General features: G+C 70.9%; 18 protein-coding genes, 1 pseudogene and 1 riboswitch. Of the genes and pseudogenes, 14 read left to right on the top strand and 5 right to left on the bottom strand.

Annotation, left to right across the window (positions count from 1 at the left end):
* The first annotated feature begins 201 nt into the window (after window positions 1-201).
* From ACFCY7_RS34055 to ACFCY7_RS34010, 10 genes are all read left to right on the top strand, one after another.
* Entirely contained in the window at window positions 202-810 is a 609-nt protein-coding gene (locus ACFCY7_RS34055; protein ID WP_367827872.1) for a CDP-alcohol phosphatidyltransferase family protein, read from the top strand.
* A 115-nt stretch (window positions 811-925) separates the two neighbouring features.
* The gene (locus ACFCY7_RS34050; protein WP_376489935.1) at window positions 926-3,421 is read left to right on the top strand and encodes a sugar phosphate nucleotidyltransferase; all 2,496 of its coding nucleotides are present in this window, start codon (window positions 926-928) and stop codon (window positions 3,419-3,421) included.
* Between the two features lie 100 nt (window positions 3,422-3,521).
* Window positions 3,522-4,451 carry a DUF881 domain-containing protein gene (locus tag ACFCY7_RS34045; protein WP_376489934.1) on the top strand — a complete coding sequence of 310 codons (930 nt, stop codon included), beginning with the start codon at window positions 3,522-3,524 and terminating at the stop codon, window positions 4,449-4,451.
* Window positions 4,448-4,780 (top strand): small basic family protein, encoded by a 333-nt coding sequence (locus ACFCY7_RS34040; RefSeq protein WP_015032176.1) that lies wholly within the window; start codon window positions 4,448-4,450, stop codon window positions 4,778-4,780. Before ACFCY7_RS34045 ends, ACFCY7_RS34040 begins: the two co-directional genes overlap by 4 nt.
* 5 nt (window positions 4,781-4,785) lie before the next feature.
* On the top strand, window positions 4,786-5,787 hold the full coding sequence (locus ACFCY7_RS34035; protein ID WP_376489933.1) for a DUF881 domain-containing protein: 1,002 nt from the start codon (window positions 4,786-4,788) through the stop codon (window positions 5,785-5,787).
* A gap of 79 nt (window positions 5,788-5,866) precedes the next feature.
* The gene (locus ACFCY7_RS34030) at window positions 5,867-6,802 is read left to right on the top strand and encodes an FHA domain-containing protein (protein WP_376489936.1); all 936 of its coding nucleotides are present in this window, start codon (window positions 5,867-5,869) and stop codon (window positions 6,800-6,802) included.
* Window positions 6,803-6,832: 30 nt separating this feature from the next.
* Window positions 6,833-7,576, top strand: a complete 744-nt coding sequence (locus tag ACFCY7_RS34025) for a MerR family transcriptional regulator (protein ID WP_376489932.1) — start codon at window positions 6,833-6,835, stop codon at window positions 7,574-7,576.
* Between the two features lie 53 nt (window positions 7,577-7,629).
* Entirely contained in the window at window positions 7,630-8,103 is a 474-nt protein-coding gene (locus ACFCY7_RS34020) for a bifunctional nuclease family protein (RefSeq protein ID WP_376489931.1), read from the top strand.
* 192 nt (window positions 8,104-8,295) lie between these two features.
* Window positions 8,296-8,913: a MerR family transcriptional regulator gene (locus ACFCY7_RS34015; RefSeq protein WP_376489930.1), complete on the top strand. Its 618-nt coding sequence runs from the start codon at window positions 8,296-8,298 to the stop codon at window positions 8,911-8,913.
* A gap of 75 nt (window positions 8,914-8,988) precedes the next feature.
* Complete coding sequence (locus tag ACFCY7_RS34010) at window positions 8,989-10,413, top strand: DNA polymerase IV (RefSeq protein WP_376489929.1); 1,425 nt, start codon at window positions 8,989-8,991, stop codon at window positions 10,411-10,413.
* 200 nt (window positions 10,414-10,613) lie between these two features.
* On the opposite strand, the gene ACFCY7_RS34005 is transcribed toward ACFCY7_RS34010, so the two are convergent.
* Window positions 10,614-10,988, bottom strand: coding sequence for a PRC-barrel domain-containing protein (locus ACFCY7_RS34005; RefSeq protein WP_376489928.1), 375 nt, complete (start codon window positions 10,986-10,988; stop codon window positions 10,614-10,616).
* A 113-nt stretch (window positions 10,989-11,101) separates the two neighbouring features.
* Window positions 11,102-11,202, top strand: a riboswitch (glycine riboswitch).
* 179 nt (window positions 11,203-11,381) lie between these two features.
* Here ACFCY7_RS34005 and gcvP point away from each other — a divergent pair.
* Complete coding sequence (gcvP, locus tag ACFCY7_RS34000; RefSeq protein ID WP_376489927.1) at window positions 11,382-14,267, top strand: aminomethyl-transferring glycine dehydrogenase; 2,886 nt, start codon at window positions 11,382-11,384, stop codon at window positions 14,265-14,267.
* A 78-nt stretch (window positions 14,268-14,345) separates the two neighbouring features.
* Here the strand turns inward: gcvP and ACFCY7_RS33995 are convergent, their stop codons facing one another.
* Entirely contained in the window at window positions 14,346-14,552 is a 207-nt protein-coding gene (locus ACFCY7_RS33995) for a DUF5999 family protein (RefSeq protein WP_017238438.1), read from the bottom strand.
* A 332-nt stretch (window positions 14,553-14,884) separates the two neighbouring features.
* Window positions 14,885-15,475: a hypothetical protein gene (locus ACFCY7_RS33990; protein ID WP_376489926.1), complete on the bottom strand. Its 591-nt coding sequence runs from the start codon at window positions 15,473-15,475 to the stop codon at window positions 14,885-14,887.
* Window positions 15,476-15,966: 491 nt separating this feature from the next.
* Here ACFCY7_RS33990 and ACFCY7_RS33985 point away from each other — a divergent pair, with 491 nt between their 5' ends.
* Window positions 15,967-17,466 (top strand): glutamate--cysteine ligase, encoded by a 1,500-nt coding sequence (locus ACFCY7_RS33985; RefSeq protein WP_376489925.1) that lies wholly within the window; start codon window positions 15,967-15,969, stop codon window positions 17,464-17,466.
* Window positions 17,467-17,646: 180 nt separating this feature from the next.
* Window positions 17,647-18,429: a CPBP family intramembrane glutamic endopeptidase gene (locus ACFCY7_RS33980; RefSeq protein ID WP_376489924.1), complete on the top strand. Its 783-nt coding sequence runs from the start codon at window positions 17,647-17,649 to the stop codon at window positions 18,427-18,429.
* Between the two features lie 120 nt (window positions 18,430-18,549).
* Here the strand turns inward: ACFCY7_RS33980 and ACFCY7_RS33975 are convergent, their stop codons facing one another.
* Window positions 18,550-19,359, bottom strand: coding sequence for a PhzF family phenazine biosynthesis protein (locus ACFCY7_RS33975; RefSeq protein ID WP_376489923.1), 810 nt, complete (start codon window positions 19,357-19,359; stop codon window positions 18,550-18,552).
* 152 nt (window positions 19,360-19,511) lie between these two features.
* On the opposite strand from ACFCY7_RS33975, the gene ACFCY7_RS33970 reads away from it, so the two are divergent.
* Entirely contained in the window at window positions 19,512-19,883 is a 372-nt protein-coding gene (locus tag ACFCY7_RS33970) for a hypothetical protein (RefSeq protein ID WP_376489922.1), read from the top strand.
* Window positions 19,884-19,938: 55 nt separating this feature from the next.
* Here the strand turns inward: ACFCY7_RS33970 and ACFCY7_RS33965 are convergent.
* Window positions 19,939-20,064, bottom strand: a pseudogene (locus ACFCY7_RS33965) (ABC transporter permease); the annotation flags it as partial.

Genomic DNA, 20,064 nt, shown 5'->3' with positions numbered 1-20,064 from the left:
AGCGCCGATGGTACTGCAGGGGGGACCCTGTGGGAGAGTAGGACGCCGCCGAACAATCATTAGCCTCAACCCCCGGACTTTGTCCGGGGGTTGAGGCATTTTTGCGTTGTGGTGGCGGAAGGGACCCCGTGCGGGGGGAGGGGGTGGCTGAGGGTAAGGTCGGGGGGCAATGTCGGCACCAGCCCAGCAGGAGGCCCCCGGGTGGAGGTCCAGGAGACTCGCGTTCAGACGGACCGGGTCCTCACCATCCCCAACATTCTCAGCATGGCGCGCCTCGCTGGCGTGCCGCTGTTTCTGTGGCTGATTCTCCGTCCGGAGTTCGGCGGGCCCAACAGTGACGGGTGGGCGCTCCTCGTCCTGATGCTCAGTGGTGTCAGCGACTATCTCGACGGCAAGCTCGCCCGGCGCTGGAACCAGATCAGCAACCTCGGCCGGCTGCTCGATCCGGCCGCCGACCGGCTGTACATCCTGTCGACGCTCGTGGGACTCACCTGGCGGGAGATCCTGCCGCTGTGGCTGACCGCCGCGCTTCTGGCGCGCGAGGCCATGCTGCTGGTCATGGTGGGAATCCTCCGGAGGCACGGTTACCCGCCGCCGCAGGTGAACTTCCTCGGGAAAGCTGCGACTTTCAACCTGATGTACGCGTTCCCGTTGCTGCTTCTCAGTGACGGAACGGGCTGGCTGTCGTCACTCGCTGAAGTTTTCGGGTGGGCCTTCGCCGGATGGGGTACAACTCTGTATTGGTGGGCAGGGATCCTCTACGTGGTCCAGGTCCGTCGACTCGTGAAGGCGGATACATCGGCCGATTGAGCCCGTCCGTCCTGTGTCGAGCAGCGTCGCCGGCAACAACGAGGACATCCGAGGGCTACTAGCGGACAGGTGAAGTCGGCAGGACCGTCGTCTCTTCAAGGAGGACGCTTCCGACATGAAGGCCGTCGTGATGGCCGGTGGCGAAGGAACACGCCTTCGCCCGATGACCTCGAGCATGCCCAAGCCTCTGTTGCCGGTCGTGAACCGGCCGATCATGGAGCACGTCCTACGACTGCTCAAGAGGCACGGTCTCAACGAGACCGTCGTCACCGTGCAGTTTCTCGCCTCACTCGTCAGGAACTACTTCGGCGACGGCGAGGAGCTCGGGATGGAGCTCACGTATGCCAACGAGGAGAAGCCACTCGGTACAGCGGGAAGTGTGAAGAACGCCGAGGAAGCGTTGAAGGACGACGCTTTTCTCGTCATCTCGGGTGACGCGCTCACCGACTTCGACCTGACCGATCTGATCGCTTTCCACAAGGAGAAGGGCGCCCTCGTCACGGTCTGTCTGACCAGGGTGCCGAATCCGCTGGAATTCGGGATCACGATCGTCGACGAAGAGGGAAAGGTCGAGCGCTTCCTGGAGAAACCCACCTGGGGCCAGGTCTTCTCGGACACCGTGAACACGGGTATCTACGTGATGGAGCCCGAGGTCTTCGACTACGTCGAGGCGGACGTTCCGGTGGACTGGTCGGGAGATGTCTTTCCGCGGCTCATGAAGGACGGCAAGCCGATCTACGGCTATGTCGCCGAGGGCTACTGGGAGGACGTCGGCACCCATGAGAGCTATGTGAAGGCCCAGGCCGACGTCCTGGAGGGCAAGGTCCAGGTCGACATCGACGGCTTCGAGATCTCACCGGGGGTCTGGGTCGCCGAGGGTGCCGAGGTGCATCCGGAGGCCGAGCTGCGCGGGCCGCTGTACATCGGCGACTACGCCAAGGTCGAGGCCGGTGCCGAAATCCGTGAGCACACCGTCATCGGCTCGAACGTCGTCGTGAAGAGCGGCGCCTTCCTGCACAAGGCTGTCGTGCACGACAACGTGTACATCGGCCAGCAGAGCAATCTGCGCGGCTGTGTGATCGGGAAGAACACCGACATCATGCGGGCCGCCCGGATCGAGGACGGGGCCGTCATCGGGGACGAGTGCCTGATCGGTGAGGAATCGATCGTGCAGGGCAACGTCCGGGTGTATCCGTTCAAGACGATCGAGGCCGGCGCCTTCGTCAACACCTCGGTCATCTGGGAGTCCCGGGGACAGGCCCATCTCTTCGGGGCGCGGGGCGTCTCCGGGATCCTGAACGTGGAGATCACGCCCGAGCTGGCCGTGCGGCTGGCGGGGGCGTACGCCACGACCCTGAAGAAGGGGGCGACGGTCACCACCGCGCGCGACCACTCCAGGGGTGCGCGGGCGCTGAAGCGGGCCGTGATCTCGGCGCTGCAGGCAAGCGCCATCGACGTACGGGATCTGGAGAACGTGCCGCTGCCGGTGGCGCGGCAGCAGACCGCGCGGGGAAGCGCCGGCGGGATCATGGTGCGGACCTCGCCCGGAGTGCCGGACTCCGTGGACATCATGTTCTTCGACGAACGGGGTGCGGACCTCTCGCAGGGCGGGCAGCGGAAGCTCGACCGGGTGTTCGCGCGGCAGGAGTACCGGCGGGCGTTCCCCGGGGAGATCGGTGACCTGTCGTTCCCGGCGAGCGTGTTCGACTCGTACACCGGCTCGCTGCTGAGGAACGTCGACACCTCGGGGATCGCCGAGGCGGGACTGAAGGTCGTGGTGGACGCCTCCAACGGGAGTGCGGGGCTCGTGCTGCCCAGCCTGCTCGGGCGGCTCCAGGTCGACTCGCTGACGATCAACCCCGGGCTCGACGAGTCGCGGCCCACCGAGTCGGCCGAGAGCCGGCGGGCCGGGCTCGTGCGGCTGGGGGAGATCGTGGCGTCGGCGCGGGCCGCGTTCGGGGTGCGGTTCGACCCGGTCGGTGAGCGGCTCTCGCTCGTGGACGAGCGGGGGCGGATCATCGAGGACGACCGCGCCCTCCTGGTGATGCTCGACCTGGTGGCGGCCGAGCGGCGGTCGGGGCGGGTCGCGCTGCCGGTGACGACCACGCGGATCGCGGAGCAGGTCGCCGCGTACCACGGCACGCAGGTGGAGTGGACGACGACCTCGCCCGACGACCTCACGAGGGTCGGGCGGGAGGAGTCGACGATCTTCGGCGGTGACGGGCGCGGCGGGTTCATCGTGCCCGAGTTCAGCAGCGTCTTCGACGGGGCCGCCGCGTTCGTGCGGCTGATCGGTCTGGTGGCGCGGACGCAGCTCACGCTGAGCCAGATCGACGCGCGGATCCCGCGGGCGCACGTCCTCAAGAAGGACATCGCGACCCCGTGGGCCGTGAAGGGACTGGTGATGCGCCGGGTGGTGGAGGCGGCGGGCAGCCGGTCCGTGGACACCACCGACGGAGTACGGGTGGTCGAGGCGGACGGGCGCTGGGTGATGGTGCTGCCCGACCCCGCCGAGGCCGTCACCCATCTGTGGGCGGAGGGGCCCGACGACGCCTCCGCCCAGGCACTGCTCGACGAGTGGGCCGAGGTGGTCGACAGCGCAGGTCGCTGACGGATCGGAGTGTCAGGCCGGGAGGCGCCCGCGGGGCGTCTCCCGGCCTGAGACGGGGGGCATTCGGCGGTATGCCGTGCGACGTGCGACGATGTGCGGCATGTCGCAGCAGCCCCCCGTTCGGAGCACCGGATCACCGCCGCCGCGCCCGGACGCGTCGATGTCGCTGCTGAACAACGTGATAGACCATGCGCTCGACGACGGCTACGCCGAGGCGACGGCCCGGCGCGCGGCCGACGGAGGCGGGCTGCCCCGCAGCCTGCGTGCCAAGCTCGGTGTCGCCGCCGGCCTGGTGCTCGCGGCCGCCGTGGTGACCGTCGGCGCGGCCGAGGCGCGGATCTCCGCGCCGGTCGTCGCCAAGGAGCGGCAGGAGCTGATCGACCGGATCGAGGCGGAGACCTCGAACGCGGATCGGCTGGAGCAGGACATCGAGCGGATCCGGAGCGAGGTCGGGAACCGCCAGCGGCAGGCGCTGCAGCAGCACGGTGGCGACCAGGCCGAGCTCGTGGCGCTGCTCTCGGGAGCGACCGCGGTCCACGGACCCGGCGTGAAGCTCGTGATCGACGATGCCAAGGGCACCGACAGCGGTGGCGGCGGGCCGAGGGAGAGCAGCGGCTTCTCCGACACGGGCCGGGTGCGCGACCGGGACATGCAGCGCGTGATCAACGGGCTGTGGGAGTCGGGCGCCGAGGCCGTCGCGATCAACGGGCAGCGGCTGACGTCGCTGTCCGCGATCAGGGCCGCGGGCGACGCCATACTGGTCGACAACCGGCCGCTGGTGCCGCCGTACACCGTCCTCGCGATCGGGGACGGGCAGCGGCTGAGCACCGCGTTCCAGGACAGCGCCGACGGGCAGTACCTGCACGCGCTGGTGGAGAACTTCGGGATCAGGAGCGGCATCTCGGCCGAGGGCGACGTGAGCCTGCCGGCCGCGCCGAGTCTGACCGTACGTACCGCAGAGCCGAGGGGGGCCGGGGCGGCGACGCCGTCCGGTCGGGCCACGGCCGACACAGGGAAGGGCACATCGTGATCGCCGTACTGGGCCTGATCGTCGGAGTCGTGGTCGGACTGTTGGTCCGTCCCGAGGTTCCGGCGGTGGTCGAGCCCTATCTTCCGATCGCCGTGGTCGCCGCCCTCGACGCGGTGTTCGGCGGCCTGAGGGCCATGCTCGACGGCATCTTCGTCGACAAGGTCTTCGTGGTGTCGTTCCTGTCGAACGTGGTGGTGGCCGCGCTGATCGTCTTCCTCGGCGACAAGCTGGGCGTGGGCGCGCAGCTGTCGACCGGTGTGGTCGTCGTGCTCGGCATCCGGATCTTCTCCAACGCGGCCGCCATCCGGCGCCATGTCTTCCGGGCGTGAGGCCGATGAGCGAGAACTCCCAGAATCCCGAGAACCCCGAGATCCCCGAGGACGCGGAGGTCTCCGAGAACCCGGAGATCGCCGAGAAGCCGGAGGACTCCGAGGGTGTCGGCGGTGCCGAGAGCCCGCGGACGCCCGAGCGGCGGGTGCCGGAGGAGCCGCGGAAGGCCGAGGGCGCCGGGAAGCCGGACGCCGGGTCCGCGGTGCCGGAAGGTTCCGCGGAGGACGGCGCCGTGCGCGAGGACGTCCCGGTGTCGGTGCCGCCGGCCGCGGTACCCGGGGCCGAGGCGAGCGGGCGGCGGAGGCTGGCCTCCGCGCTGTGGCCGCCGCGGGTGACGCGGGCCCAACTCATCGTGGCGCTCCTGCTGTTCGTCCTCGGTCTGGGGCTGGCCATCCAGGTCTCCTCGACCAGTGAGAACAGCGCCCTGCGCGGGGCGCGCCAGGAGGACCTGGTGCGGATCCTCGACGAGCTCGACGACCGCACCCAGCGCCTGGAGGACGAGCAGGCCCGCCTGGAGAAGCAGCGCTCCGAGCTGGAGTCCAGCTCGGACCAGGCCGAGGAGGCGCGCAAGCAGACCCAGGAGAAGGAGCAGCAGCTCGGCATCCTGGCCGGCACCGTCGCCGCCCAGGGGCCCGGCATCACCCTGACCATCGGCGACCCCGGCGGTGCCGTCGAGTCGGACATGCTGCTCGACGCCATCCAGGAGCTGCGCGCGGCGGGTGCCGAGGCGATCCAGGTCAACGGTGTGCGAGTGGTCGCGGACAGTTATTTCACCGGCAGCGGTGAAGACATGCGAATCGATGGAACGAAGGTGGGTGCTCCGTACGTCTTCAAGGTCATCGGCAAGCCGGAGGATCTCGAGCCCGCGCTCAACATTCCCGGCGGTGTCGTGCAGACCCTGGAGAAGGAGCAGGCCACGGCCACGGTGGAGCGGTCGGCGAAGATCGTCGTCGACGCCTTGCGACCCGCGAAGCGGCCTGACTACGCTCAGTCGTCCTCGCAGTGAGAGGGGACGAGGGGGTCCCGCGACAAGGGCACGGCGTTGCGGGGGGTCGGCGCACCACAACGGTGGTGCGTGGTGGAAACTGTCCGGAGGATACGGACGTTGTGAAGGTGTCCGGGTCGGCAGGTGTGATGGATTTCGGTTCGTCCTGCCCCACGGGCGGGTCTGTTTCGGTCAAGGGGAATCGCCCGTGAGTTTTTTTGCGAAGTTGTTCGGCAAGAGCGGACGCGAGGACGGCGGCAACGCCCGGCACCGCGCGCCGCGCCACGCCCAGGAGGAGGAGCAGGGCGGCGAACGCCCGCTGTTCCGCGATGAGGTCGGCGGCGGTGACATTTCGGGCACTCAGGGCGCGTCGTCTGTTGACCACGCCGGGGCCGCCCGCATAGGTTTCGGAGAACCATCAACCTCAGGTACGGGTGGAGGGTTTACCCCCGATCCGTACGCGACACAGACCTCCGCGGGGATGCCGCGACAGGAGGACGCGTCCATGCCGGTGTGTACGAGGTGCGGTCACCGCAACACGGCCGACAGCCGCTTCTGCTCCCACTGCGGCACGCCGCTGCGGGGCGGGGTCGCCGCCGAGCGCGCGTCGGAGACGACGTCGACGATCTCCATCTCGGGCCTCGAGGCGTACGACGCCGAGGTCACCGGCCAGACGCAGCTGCCGTCGCTCTCTCCCGAGGCGCTGGCGGCCGTGGAGGCGCTGCCCCTGGGCTCCGCGCTCCTCGTGGTGCGCCGGGGACCGAACTCCGGCAGCCGCTTCCTGCTCGACGGTGAGCTGACCACGGCCGGCCGTCACCCGCAGAGCGACATCTTCCTGGACGACTTCACGGTCTCCAGGCGCCACGTCGAGTTCCGCCGGGCGCAGGACGGCAGCTTCACCGTCGCCGACGTCGGCAGCCTCAACGGCACGTACGTCAACCGTGAGCCGATCGACTCGGTCGTTCTGTCCAACGGCGACGAGGTGCAGATCGGCAAGTACCGGCTGGTCTTCTACTCGAGCCAGCGAGGCGTGTGACGCCTCGGAGAAGCCCTTCAGGGAAGGTTCATGCTGCGAACACCGACGGGCGGTGCCGGATCCGGCACCGCCACCGCGGGCGACCGGCTGGTCAGCATCGGCACGGTGCTGAACCAGCTGCGCGACGAATTTCCCGAAGTGACGATCTCCAAGATCCGGTTCCTGGAGGCCGAGGGGCTGGTCGAGCCCCGGCGGACGGCCTCCGGATACCGGAAGTTCAGCCCGCAGGACGTGGAGCGGCTCGCCCAGATCCTGCGGATGCAGCGGGACCACTACCTTCCGCTGAAGGTCATCCGTGAGCACCTCGACGCGCTCGCCCGCGGGGAGCAGATCAAGCTTCCGGCGCCCGGGCGCCGGCGGGACCTCGTCGAGGGTGCCTGGGAGCAGGACGCGGAGCCGCCGACCGCTGCGCGGATCGGGCGGGCAGAGCTGATCGCCGCCGCCGAGGTGACCGAGACCGAGCTCGCCGAATGGGAGTCGTACGGTCTGATCGCCGAGACGGAGGGCGGAGGCTACGACGCGGAGAGCGTGACGGTCGCCAGACTCGTAGCGGATCTGGGGAGATTCGGTCTGGAACCCCGTCACCTGCGGGCCGTGAAGGCCGCCGCCGATCGGGAGGCCGGGCTCATCGAACAGGTGGTCGCGCCGCTGCGCCGGCACCGGAATCCGCAGACCAGGGCCCATGCGGAGGCCACCGCGCAGGAACTCGCCGCGCAGTCCGTACGGCTGCACGCGGCGCTGGTGCAGACGGCTCTGGGCATCCGGCTGCAGTGACGCCGGGAGGGCCCGACTATCCAAACCGGTCGGGCACGTCCTAGGGTTGCTGTGTGAACGAGCTCGACGTTGTGGGTGTCCGGGTGGAAATGCCCTCCAACCAGCCGATCGTGCTCCTGCGTGAAGTGGGAGGCGATCGGTACCTCCCCATCTGGATCGGACCGGGGGAGGCGACCGCGATCGCCTTCGCCCAGCAGGGGATGGCGCCGCCGCGGCCGCTGACGCACGACCTGTTCAAGGACGTGCTGGAGGCCGTGGGCCAGGAGCTCACCGAAGTCCGCATCACGGATCTGCGTGACGGGGTCTTCTACGCCGAGCTGGTCTTCGCCAGCGGCGTCGAGGTGAGCGCGCGCCCGTCCGACGCGATAGCGCTGGCCCTGCGGACCGGGACGCCGATCTTCGGCAGTGACAGTGTGCTGGACGACGCCGGCATCGCGATTCCGGATGAGCAGGAGGACGAGGTGGAGAAGTTCCGCGAGTTCCTCGACCAGATCTCACCGGAGGACTTCGGGACCAACAGCCAGTGAGGCGCGACGCCGCGGCCGGAGGCCGTTCGCGGGGTGCTGTCAGAGCATTCGAGTAGCCTTTCCCCGGTGAGAGTTTAGGGAAACCACTCTCAGGGTGATTATCACTCGGCGTGCCGAGTGTGGCGATCGTTGACGCACCCCTGGTGACTGCCTACCTTCGTGTGGGCAGGTCAAGGACGGAGGGTCGGCGTGATGAGCAGCGCGGACGGTACGGCAGGAAGCTCGCTCGGACGTGTGTCCGGGGAGAGCGGTCCGTATCCGCTTCACGGCAGTGTGGGCGACTTCGGGACGGACGCGAGTGCCGGCGCGGCGGACGACGCGGTGGGCTATCGCGGACCGACGGCCTGCGCGGCCGCCGGGATCACCTATCGCCAGCTGGACTACTGGGCGCGCACCGGGCTCGTGGAGCCGAGCGTGCGGCCCGCGTACGGGTCGGGGACGCAGCGGCTGTACAGCTTCCGCGACGTCGTCGTGCTGAAGATCGTCAAGCGCTTCCTCGACACCGGGGTGGCGCTGCAGAACATCAGGGCCGCGGTGCAGCACCTGCGTGCCCGGGGCTTCCGCGATCTGGAGCGGATGACGCTCATGAGCGACGGGGCCACGGTCTACGAGTGCTCGTCGCCGGACGAGGTCGTCGACCTGCTCCAGGGCGGGCAGGGCGTCTTCGGCATCGCCGTCGGGGTGGTGTGGCGGGACGTCGAGGCGGCGCTGTCGCAGCTGCACGGGGAGCGCGTCGACACGGGCGAGACGCTCGTCGGGCACAACCCGGGGGACGAGCTCGCGAGGCGGCGGCGCGACAAGGCCGTCTGAACGGAATCCTGGCTTTCGCGGCCCCGCCGACTCGGTGCGGGGCCGTTGTCAGTGGCGTAGGGCAGCATCGGAACCGTGAGAGCCGCGCCGACGATCCTGCATCTCGACATGGATGCGTTCTTCGCCGCCGCCGAGCAGGCGGCGAAACCCAGCCTGCGCGGAAAGCCCGTCGTGGTCGGCGGTCTGGGGCCGCGGGGCGTGGTCGCCACGGCCTCCTACGAGGCGCGGCGCTTCGGGGTGCACTCGGCGATGCCGATGGGGCAGGCCCGGCGGCTCGCGCCGAACGCCGCCTATCTGGTGCCGCGATTCACCTTCTACCGGTCGATCAGCGAGCAGGTGATGGAGCTGCTGGGCCGGCTGTCGCCGCTCGTGGAGCCGCTCAGCCTGGACGAGGCGTTCGTCGACCTGGAGGCCGGGGGCGTCGCCGACGACAGTGCGGGCGCGCGGGCGGCGGGGGAGCGGCTGCGGGCCGACATCCTGGCGACGACGGGGCTGACGGGGTCCGTGGGGCTCGCGGGCTCGAAGATGATCGCGAAGATCGCGTCCGAGGAGGCCAAGCCGAACGGGCTCGTGCTCATCGAGCCGGGCACCGAGCGGGAGCTGCTGGGGCCGAGGTCCGTGCGGATCCTGCCCGGGGTCGGGCCCGCGACCGGGGAGCACCTGCGGCGGGCCGGCATGACCACCGTGTCCGATCTCGCGGAGGCGGGCGAGGACGAGCTCGTACGGCTCCTGGGGCGTGCGCACGGGACCTCGCTGTACCGGATGGCCCAGGGGTACGACGACCGGCCCGTGGTGGCCGAGCGGGACGCGAAGTCGGTGTCGGTCGAGGACACGTTCGACGTGGACCTGCACGACCGGGTGCGGATCAGGGTCGAGGTGGAGCGGCTCGCCGACCGGTGCGTGGGGCGGCTGAGGGCCTCGGGGCACTCGGGGCGGACGATCGTCCTCAAGGTGCGGCGGTACGACTTCTCGACGCTGACCCGGTCGGAGACGCTGCGGGGGCCCACGGACGACCCCGGCGTCGTACGGGAGGCGGTGGGGCGCCTCCTGGAGGCCGTGGACACGACCGGGGGCGTGCGGCTGCTCGGGGTGGGGGTGAGCGGGCTCGCGGACTACACGCAGGAGGACCTGTTCGCGCAGGCGGGTGCGGGCGTGGGGCCGGGGGCGTCCACGGGGGCGGGTGAGGGTTCGGATGCGGAGGAGGGGGCGGAAGGGGCTGAGGGCTCCTCTGCGGCTGCTGGGGCCCCTGTGGCGAGCGTGGGGGATGCGCCGGGTGCGGAGGGCGGGGGAGAGGCTGCCGGGCCCGTGGAGCGGCACTGGGCGCCCGGGCGTGACGTACGGCACGCGGTGTACGGGGCCGGCTGGGTGCAGGGCAGCGGGGTCGGGCGGGTCACCGTCCGGTTCGAGGAGCCTGGGTCGGCGGTGCCGGGGCGGGTCCGGACGTTCGCGGTGGACGACCCGGACCTGGAGGAGGGGGAGCCGCTGCCGTTGGTGGGGTGAGGGCGGCCGTGGTGGGGCGGCCCCTGGCCTGGCTGGGACGGCTGTGGGCGGTCTCGGGCGGCCGGGGGCGGCCTCGGTGGACGCGTCCCGCGCCACCCGCGCCACCCGCGCCGCCTGCGCGGGCGGGCGCGGGTGGGGCGGCGCGGCTGGTGCTGTGTGCTGTGCGGCTGTGCAAGGGGCCCCGGGCGGGAGCGCGGGGGTCAGGTGCCGTCCTGGCCGGCGAGGCGGCCGAAGTCGGTGTCGGGGTAGTCGGCGGGCGACGGGGGCAGGGTGAGGCTGTAGTGGCGATAGAGCTGGAGTTCCTGCTCCGGGGAGAGGTGGCGGCCGACGCCGAAGTCGGGGGCGTCCTTGATGAGTGATCGCTCGTAGGGGATGTGGAGGCCGTCGGCGAGGAGATCGCTGGGCTCCAGGGGGACGAAGGCGTCCCTGCTGAAGAGGCCGGTGCGAACGGCGGCCCATTCGGGGATGCCGGTCGCGTCGTCGAGGTACACCTCGTCCACGGTGCCGATCTTGTGTCCGTTCCGGTCGAACGCCTTGCGGCCGATCAGGCTGCGCGGATCGATGTCGGTCTGCACGGTCCCTCCAACTGGTCGCAACTGCTCTACACCCCTACGAAAGTGCACAACTGGGATGTCGGCCACTTGAGCGAAGGAACCCACAACCGCGCTGGTAGGCTGGCTGTGGCTGTCGACCCTGTGCGGGAGAGTCCCCCGGAGAAACCTTTCCGGTGGGCGCCGAAGGAGCAAATCCTCCCCGGAATCTCTCAGGCCCCTGTACCGCGCGGACGAGGTCACTCTGGAAAGCAGAGCGGTGCCCCCGGCGGCACGCGCTCTCACCGACGGTGAAAGCCGGCGTGCCCTGCGGCGTGCCGGTGAAACTCTCAGGTTGAGATGACAGAGGGGGAGGCCGTCCGGGTACCCGCGCCGTGGTGCCCCTCGCAGGTCGTGACGACCAGGAGGCCTCCGTACATGACCGCCAACCGCACTCCGCTCTCCGAGCTCGAACAGGGCATCCCGTTCGAGCAGCGGCACATCGGGCCCGACGCCGAGGCGCGCGCCAAGATGCTCGCCCAGGTCGGTTACGGCTCGCTCGACGAGCTCACCGCCGCCGCGGTGCCGGACGTGATCAAGAACGCCGAGGCGCTGGGCCTGCCCGCCGCCCGTACCGAGGCCGAGGTCCTCGCCGAGCTGCGCACGCTCGCCGACCGCAACCAGGTCCTCGCCCCGATGATCGGCCTGGGCTACTACGGCACCTTCACCCCGCCGGTCATCCTGCGCAACGTCATGGAGAACCCGGCCTGGTACACGGCGTACACGCCGTACCAGCCGGAGATCTCCCAGGGCCGCCTGGAGGCCCTGCTGAACTTCCAGACCATGGTCGCCGACCTGACCGGTCTGCCCACCTCCGGCGCCTCCCTCCTCGACGAGGGCACCGCCGCCGCCGAGGCCATGGCGCTGTCCCGCCGCGTCGGCAAGGTCAAGAACGGCGTCTTCCTCATCGACGCCGACGCCCTGCCGCAGACGATCGCCGTCATCGAGACCCGCGCCGAGCCGACCGGTGTCGAGGTCGTCGTCGCCGACCTGAGCGAGGGCATCCCCGCCGAGGTCGCCGAGCGCGGCGTCTTCGGCGTGCTGCTCCAGTACCCGGGCGCCTCCGGTGCCGTCCGCGACATCAAGCCGCTGATCGACGCCGCCCACGAGCTGGGTGCGATCGTCACCGTCGCCGCCGACCTGCTCGCGCTCACGCTGCTCACCTCGCCCGGTGAGCTCGGGGCCGACATCGCCGTCGGAACGACGCAGCGCTTCGGCGTGCCGATGGGCTTCGGCGGTCCGCACGCCGGCTACATGGCCGTCCAGGACAAGCACGCCCGCTCCCTGCCCGGCCGTCTCGTGGGCGTGTCCGTCGACGCCGACGGGAACCGCGCGTACCGCCTGGCCCTGCAGACCCGCGAGCAGCACATCCGCCGCGAGAAGGCCACCAGCAACATCTGTACCGCTCAGGTGCTGCTCGCCGTCATGGCCGGCATGTACGCCGTCTACCACGGCCCGGACGGCCTGAAGCAGATCGCGGAGCGCACGCACCGCTACGCCGCCATCCTCGCCGCGGGTCTGACCGCCGGGGGCGTCGAGCTCACCCAGGGCGCCTTCTTCGACACCCTCACCGCCCGCGTCCCGGGCAAGGCCGACGAGGTCGTGGCCGCCGCCCGCGAGGCCGGCGTGAACCTCCACCGCGTCGACGCCGACCTCGTGTCGATCTCGTGCGACGAGACCACCGGGCGCGAGCAGCTCGCCGCCGTGTGGGGCGCCTTCGGCGTCACCGCCGACATCGAGGCGCTGGACCTGGTCACCGAGGACACGCTGCCGGCCGCGCTGCTGCGCTCCGACGCGTACCTGACCCACCCGGTCTTCCACGCGCACCGCTCCGAGACCTCGATGCTGCGCTACCTGCGCAAGCTCGCGGACCGCGACTACGCGCTGGACCGCGGCATGATCCCGCTCGGCTCCTGCACGATGAAGCTGAACGCGACGACCGAGATGGAGCCGGTGACCTGGCCCGAGTTCGGCCAGATCCACCCGTTCGCCCCGGTCGAGCAGGCGCAGGGCTACCTCACGCTCATCACCGAGCTGGAGGAGCGCCTCGCCGAGGTCACCGGCTACGACAAGGTGTCGATCCAGCCCAACGCCGGTTCGCAGGGCGAGCTGGCCGGCCTGCTCGCCGTCCGCGCCTACCACCGCGCCAACGGCGACCTCCAGCGCACGGTCTGCCTCATCCCGTCCTCCGCGCACGGCACCAACGCCGCCTCCGCGGTGATGGCCGGCATGAAGGTCGTCGTCGTGAAGACCGCCGACGACGGCGAGGTCGACGTCGAGGACCTGCGGGCCAAGATCGCGCAGTACCGCGACGAGCTGTCGGTGCTGATGATCACCTACCCGTCCACGCACGGCGTGTTCGAGGAGCACGTCGCCGACATCTGCGCCGAGGTCCACGACGCCGGCGGCCAGGTGTACGTCGACGGCGCCAACCTCAACGCGCTGGTCGGTCTGGCCAAGCCGGGCAAGTTCGGCGGCGACGTCTCGCACCTGAACCTGCACAAGACCTTCTGCATCCCGCACGGCGGCGGCGGCCCCGGCGTCGGCCCGGTCGGCGTCCGCGCCCACCTCGCCCCGTACCTGCCGAACCACCCGCTCCAGCCCACCGCGGGCCCGGAGACCGGCGTCGGCCCGATCTCGGCCGCCCCGTGGGGCTCCGCGGGCATCCTGCCGATCTCGTGGTCGTACGTGCGCCTGATGGGCGGCGAGGGCCTCAAGCGCGCCACCCAGGTCGCCGTCCTCGCGGCGAACTACATCGCCAAGCGCCTGGAGCCGCACTTCCCGGTGCTCTACACCGGCCCGGCCGGCCTGGTCGCCCACGAGTGCATCGTGGACCTGCGTCCGCTCTCGAAGGAGACGGGCGTGACGGTCGACGACATCGCCAAGCGCCTCATCGACTACGGCTTCCACGCGCCGACGATGTCCTTCCCGGTGGCCGGCACGCTGATGATCGAGCCGACCGAGTCCGAGGACCTCACCGAGCTCGACCGCTTCTGCGACACGATGATCGCGATCCGCGGCGAGATCGAGAAGGTCGCCTCGGGCGTGTGGCCCGGCGACGACAACCCGCTGCACAACGCGCCGCACACCGCGGCCGCGCTGGGCGGCGAGTGGAACCACGCGTACACGCGTGACGAGGCGGTCTTCCCGGCCGGTGTCTCGGCCGCCGACAAGTACTGGCCGCCGGTGCGCCGCATCGACGGTGCCTTCGGCGACCGGAACCTGGTCTGCTCCTGCCCGCCGATGGACGAGTACGACAACTGAGCACGAGCCGAGGGCCGGTTCGGAGGATCTCCTCCGGGCCGGCCCTCGGCGTTTCCCTCGAACGGTGGCGCCGCCCGCTCAGGCGGCGGTGGTCACCTGACCCGCGGTCAGCGGACGGTGCGGGGCGATGATCTGCCCGTCCGGCAGCAGTTCGCCGGTGTCCTCGAAGAGCAGGACGCCGTTGCACAGCAGGCTCCAGCCCTGCTCCGGGTGGTGTGCCATCAGTCGGGCCGCCTCCCTGTCGGCGGAGTCGGCGGTCGGACAGGCAGGCTGGTGCTGGCACATGGGTGGGTTCTCTCGCTGCGTCGTAGTGGATGTCCTGCGGCTCTTCGCGCTCATCGCCGCCCCCGTCGGTCGGTTCGGTTCCGATCCCAGTGTTGCCCTACGGACGGTCATCCGCAGGTATTTCGCGGCAGCTCGTCCTCTCCGGGGAAGACGCATCACCCGCAGGGGCGGTTCAGGTCAACTGCACGGTCTCTTCGGGTGGTTCGGGGTGGTCCGAGCGGGCTAGTCCGTACGGGAGGGGTGTTCGGGCGCTCCGTTCGGGAGTGCGGCCCGGACAGCAGTGCGCCCCGTGACCCGACCGGGTCACGGGGCGGGGCGGCGCGTGCGGTGGATCAGGCGGGCGCCGCCGAGCCCAGGAGGGGCGGCGGCGCGAGACGCGTACTGAGGACGGGCAGGAGGTCGGCGACCTGGTAGGCCCGGTGGGCCGCGATCCCCGGCGGCGCGGGGGCGAGCGGCACCATCAGGTCGGCCGCGGCCGGGGCGACGGCGGTGCCTTCGGAGTCCGGGCCGGCGTGCAGCCAGAGGGTCAGCATGTAGAGCTCCGGTACGGAGAGCAGCCTTGGTTCGTACGCGACGGGCAGCGCCTCGGCCTGGAGCAGGGCCCGTTCCGTGGCGGTGACGTACGGCCCCTCGAAGAAGTGCGAGAACGTCCAGCCGTCCGGGGTGAGCATGGTGTCCGCGGCGGCGATCGCCCGGTCCCCGTGGCGGATCAGGAAGCGCCAGCCGGCGAGCCGGGTGCGGGGGGCGATCCCCGGTGCTCCGGCGACGCCGAGGACGTGCACGGGCAGCGGGCGTTCGGGGCTCAGTGGTCCCTGCGCGGCCCGGAGGGCGGGCGTTCGGGCCTCGCGGACGGCTGTCGGCGAGCCGAGGGCCGCGAGGACACTGCGGAGGGCCGGCGCAGGGGCCGGGGAGGGTCGGAGCATGGTGGGTCGCCTCTCACTCAGGAGACACGGTGATGCGTGGGCAGGTACGACGGCGCTGTCGGCGGCGGGGCCAGAGAGGGGCCATGAGGCCATGGCCGGGCGCCAACACTCTGCCTCGTCCGCGGAGTTTATACGACACGTGTTCACACAGTGTTTCCGCTAGACGTCGCCGATATTCCTGGCAAGGCGTCATCAGGCCGTAATCAAGGGGAGTTGAAGCGGAATCGTGACCTTGCCGCCGCTCTCACCTGCGATTCTCGCGCGGAGTCGGACGGCCGAATTCCGACCCCGTCCGACTCCGAGTTCCCCGGCAATAGGACATTGGTATATGTCGATTGTTCCGTGACCTCGGGATGTGCCGGTGGAGCACTCCGTCCAGCCTATCGTCCGACGGCCCGCATCCGCAGGCGTTGTGGATCAGCGGGGTGGGCATCATGGTCCCTGACACGCGGCCGTCGAGGGCGGCTGTCCACTCGGGGAGGGACGCTTCGATGGGGGAGAAGGTCGTGGCCGACGGGTTCGGCCCGTCCGACCGGCAGCAGTACCGGAGAAAGCTCCAGCAGTGTCTCGCGGGACTCGCGAGACTGCTGGCGGAGAAGAGGTTCGACCGGCCGCGCAATCTCATGGGCGTGGAGATCGAACTCAATCTCGCCGGTCCCGACGGACTGCCCCGCATGCTCAACGCGCCCGTTCTCGAAAAGATCGCGAGCGCCGATTTCCAGACCGAACTCGGATTGTTCAACCTCGAAGTGAACATCGCCCCCCACCAGCTGGGCGGGCGCGTATTCGACCGGCTCGCGGAAGAGATCGGCACCGGCCTCGGATATGCCGACCGCAAGGCCGCCGAACTCGACGCGGGCGTCGTCATGATCGGCATACTGCCCACGCTCGCGCAGAGCGACCTGGTCTTCGAGAACCTGTCGGCCGCCGACCGCTACACGCTCCTCAACGACCAGATCCTCGCCGCCCGCGGCGAGGACTTCACGCTCGACATCCACGGCGTCGAACGCCTGCTCTGCACCTCGGAGTCGATCGTGCCCGAGGCGGCCTGCACCTCGGTGCAGCTCCACCTGCAGGTGACGCCCGCCCGGTTCGCCGCCGTGTGGAATGCGGCGCAGGCGGTGTCGGGCGTCCAGATCGCGCTCGGTGCCAACGCGCCGTTCGTCTTCGGCCGCGAGCTGTGGCGCGAGTCCCGGCCACCGCTCTTCCTGCAGGCCACCGACACCCGGCCGCCCGAGCTCCAGTCCCAGGGCGTCCGGCCGCGCACCTGGTTCGGGGAGCGGTGGGTGGACTCGGTGTACGACCTCTTCGAGGAGAACGTCCGCTACTTCCCCGCCCTGCTGCCCATATGCGACGACGAGGACCCGCTCCTCGTCCTCGACGACGGCGGGGTGCCGCGCCTCCAGGAACTCGTCCTGCACAACGGCACGATCTACCGCTGGAACCGGCCGGTGTACGGCTGGGTCGACGGCGTCCCGCACCTGCGCGTCGAGAACCGCGTCCTGCCGGCCGGCCCGACCGTCGCCGACGTGATCGCCAACGCCGCCTTCTACTACGGCCTCGTGCGCTCGCTCGCCGACGACCCACGGCCGGTGTGGAAGCGGATGACCTTCGAGGACGCCGAGGCCAACTTCGACGCGGCCTGCCGCCACGGCATCGAGGCGGAACTGCGCTGGCCCCGGACCGGCCGCGCGGGCGGGATCGCCACCGTGCCCGCCGTACGGCTCGTCCTCGACGAGCTGCTGCCGCTGGCCGCCGCGGGGCTCGACGCCTGGCACATCGAGCCGGCGGACCGCGACCACTACCTCGGGATCATCGAGCAGCGGTGCCTGCGGCGGGTGAACGGCGCCTCCTGGCAGGCCGACACCTTCCACCAGGCCCTGGAGTCGGGCCTCGACCGCGAGGCCGCGCTCGCGGCGACGACCCGGCGCTACCGGACACTCATGCACGAGGGCGAGCCCGTGCACACCTGGCCCGTGGGCATCGACTGACGCCGACGGCACCCTCCCCGTCCCCGAGACCCGTCCGCCCCCTCGGGTTTCCCGGCGGACCATGGGTGATCATGTCAAGGTGGTCGCGTCCGGACCGGGGCCGACCCGTCCGGACGAGGCCGCCGGATCGGCGTGCGCCCGCGACGGGAAGTGGAGACAGGTGTGGTGTCGGAGCAATACGTGAGGGACGCTTCCCTGCCCCCGGGCGGTCTGCCGCGCAAGGTGCTGCGCTCCGAGACCCTGATCGTGCTGGCGCTCTCGCTCGGCGCGAGCGCGCTGTCGTCGCTCATCAGCTTCATCGGCTCCCTGACCAAGCCGGGCGCGCTGAAGGAGCAGGCGGCGACGCTCAACGGCTCGTACGCGCCGGGGCGGCCGTGGCTCGACCTGTCCTGGCAGCTCTTCGGCATCGCCTCCGCGCTCGTGCCGGTCGTCCTCGTGGCCCACCTGCTGATGCGCGAGGGCGCCGGCATGCGGGCCATCGGCTTCGACCGGACCCGGCCGTGGCCCGACCTAGGCCGCGGGGCCCTGGTCGCCGCGGGGATCGGGAGCGCGGGCCTCGCCTTCTACCTGGCCGCACGGGCCTCCGGGTTCAACCTGACCGTGGTGCCGGAGTCGCTGCCCGAGGTGTGGTGGAAGTACCCGGTACTGATCCTCTCGGCGGTGCAGAACTCCGTCCTGGAGGAGGTCATCGTCGTCGGGTACCTGCTGCGCAGGCTCGGCCAGTTGGGGTGGACCCCGATGGCCGCGCTGGTGGCGAGTGCGGTGCTGCGCGGCTCTTACCACCTCTACCAGGGCATCGGCGGCTTCCTCGGCAACGTGGTGATGGGCGTGGTGTTCGTCCTCCTCTACCGCCGCTGGGGTCGGGTCGGACCGCTGGTCGTGGCCCACGCGCTGCTCGACATCGTGGCCTTCGTCGGGTACGGGCTGCTCGCCGGGAAGGTGGGGTGGCTGCCCACGGGGTGACCCACGGGGTGACCGGGGCGGGCGGCGGAAGAGGGACGTGAGGAGCGGGGAGCGAGGAGAGGGGCGTGAGGAGGGGGGCGTACGGCCGGATCGGTCGTACGCCCCCGGTGGTTCCGTACGTCAGGCGTGCAGGTCGCCGTCGATGACCGTCACGGCACGGCCGGTCAGCAGGGTGCGCTCGCCGCGCAGGCGGGTGTGGACGAGCCCGGTGCGGGCGCCGCCCTGGAAGCCGATGAGGTCCTCGCGGCCGAACCGGGCCGCCCAGTAGGGGGCGAGGGCCGTGTGGGCGCTGCCGGTCACCGGGTCCTCGTCGATGCCGACGGCGGGGAAGAAGCCGCGGGAGACGAAGTCGTAGCCGCTGTCGGGGCGTTCGGCGGCCGCGGTGGCGATGACGCCCCGCGAGGAGAGCGCCGCGAGGGCGGCGAAGTCCGGGGTCAGGGAGCGGACCGTCGCCTCGTCGCGCAGTTCGACGACCAGGTCGCCGATGTGGGCGGCCGTGTCGTGGACGGCGACGACCTCGGCACCGAGGGCCTTCGCCAGGCCGTCGGGCACAGGGACGGGCGTCAGGGACGAGGTCGGGAAGTCCATGGTGATCGTGCCGTCCGCCGCGGCGGTGGCGCCGAGGACACCGGAGCGGGTCGCGAAGCGGACGGTGCCGCTCGCCTTCCCGGTGGTGTGCAGGACGTGGGCCGTGGCCAGCGTCGCGTGACCGCACATGTCCACCTCGGTGGTGGGGGTGAACCAGCGCAGGGCCCAGTCCGCGTCCCCGCCGGCCGGCAGCGGGTGGGCGAAGGCCGTCTCGGAGAGGTTGACCTCCGCGGCGACCTCCCGGAGCCAGGTGTCGTCCGGGAAGGAGTCCAGGAGCAGGACTCCGGCGGGGTTGCCGGAGAACGGCCGGTCGGTGAAGGCGTCGACGATTCGGATGCGCATGTCACCGACCGTACAAGGGCCGGAAATCGGTAGGCCAAGGCCAATCGCCGAGAACTGGACCGGATCCGCCCGGCGTCTCGGGACGAGGGAGCGTGTGCCCACGCTCCCGGGCTCGTGCCGGAGGTTCGGCGCACGGTCACAGGGGGGCTTCGATGATGTTCGGGTATTCGGACGAATGGTGGGCGCTGCTGTTCGTCCCCGTCGTGCTGTGGGTTCCGTTCGGTCCGTTCGTCATGGGCGGCATGGGGGTGTGCTGCGCCCTGCGGCCCGGTTGGCGGGCGAGGTCGTGGTCGGTGCTGCTGCCGCTGGTGCCCGTCGGGGTCTCCTCCGTCGCCATGCTGATGCCGTGGAGCGAGCCGACGCGCACCGACGACCTCATCGGCTACCTCCTCGTGTACGTCCTGGGCATCACGGTGCTGCCGTGGGTGCTGGGGTACGGGACGACCAGGGTGGTGCGGGCGGTGCGGGGGGCCCGTGCCCGGCGGAAGGGGAGCGACGGGGCGGACGCCGCCGGGGCGGCGTAGGCCGACGGTTCGTCGGTCCACGCCGCCCCGGGGCGGGGGTGAGGTGCGCTCCGGGTCACTTCGGGTCGCGGTCGAAGACCGACTTGGACCAGAGGTAGCCGAGGACGGTGAGGCCGAGGCACCAGGCGACGGCGATCCAGCCGTTGTTGCCGATCTCGGTGCCGAGGAGGAGGCCGCGGAG

This window comes from Streptomyces sp. NPDC056361 (assembly GCF_042262805.1).
GTDB lineage: Bacteria > Actinomycetota > Actinomycetes > Streptomycetales > Streptomycetaceae > Streptomyces.
Note: the sequence above shows the minus strand (reverse complement) of the source record. Positions and strands in the feature narration are given on the sequence as shown.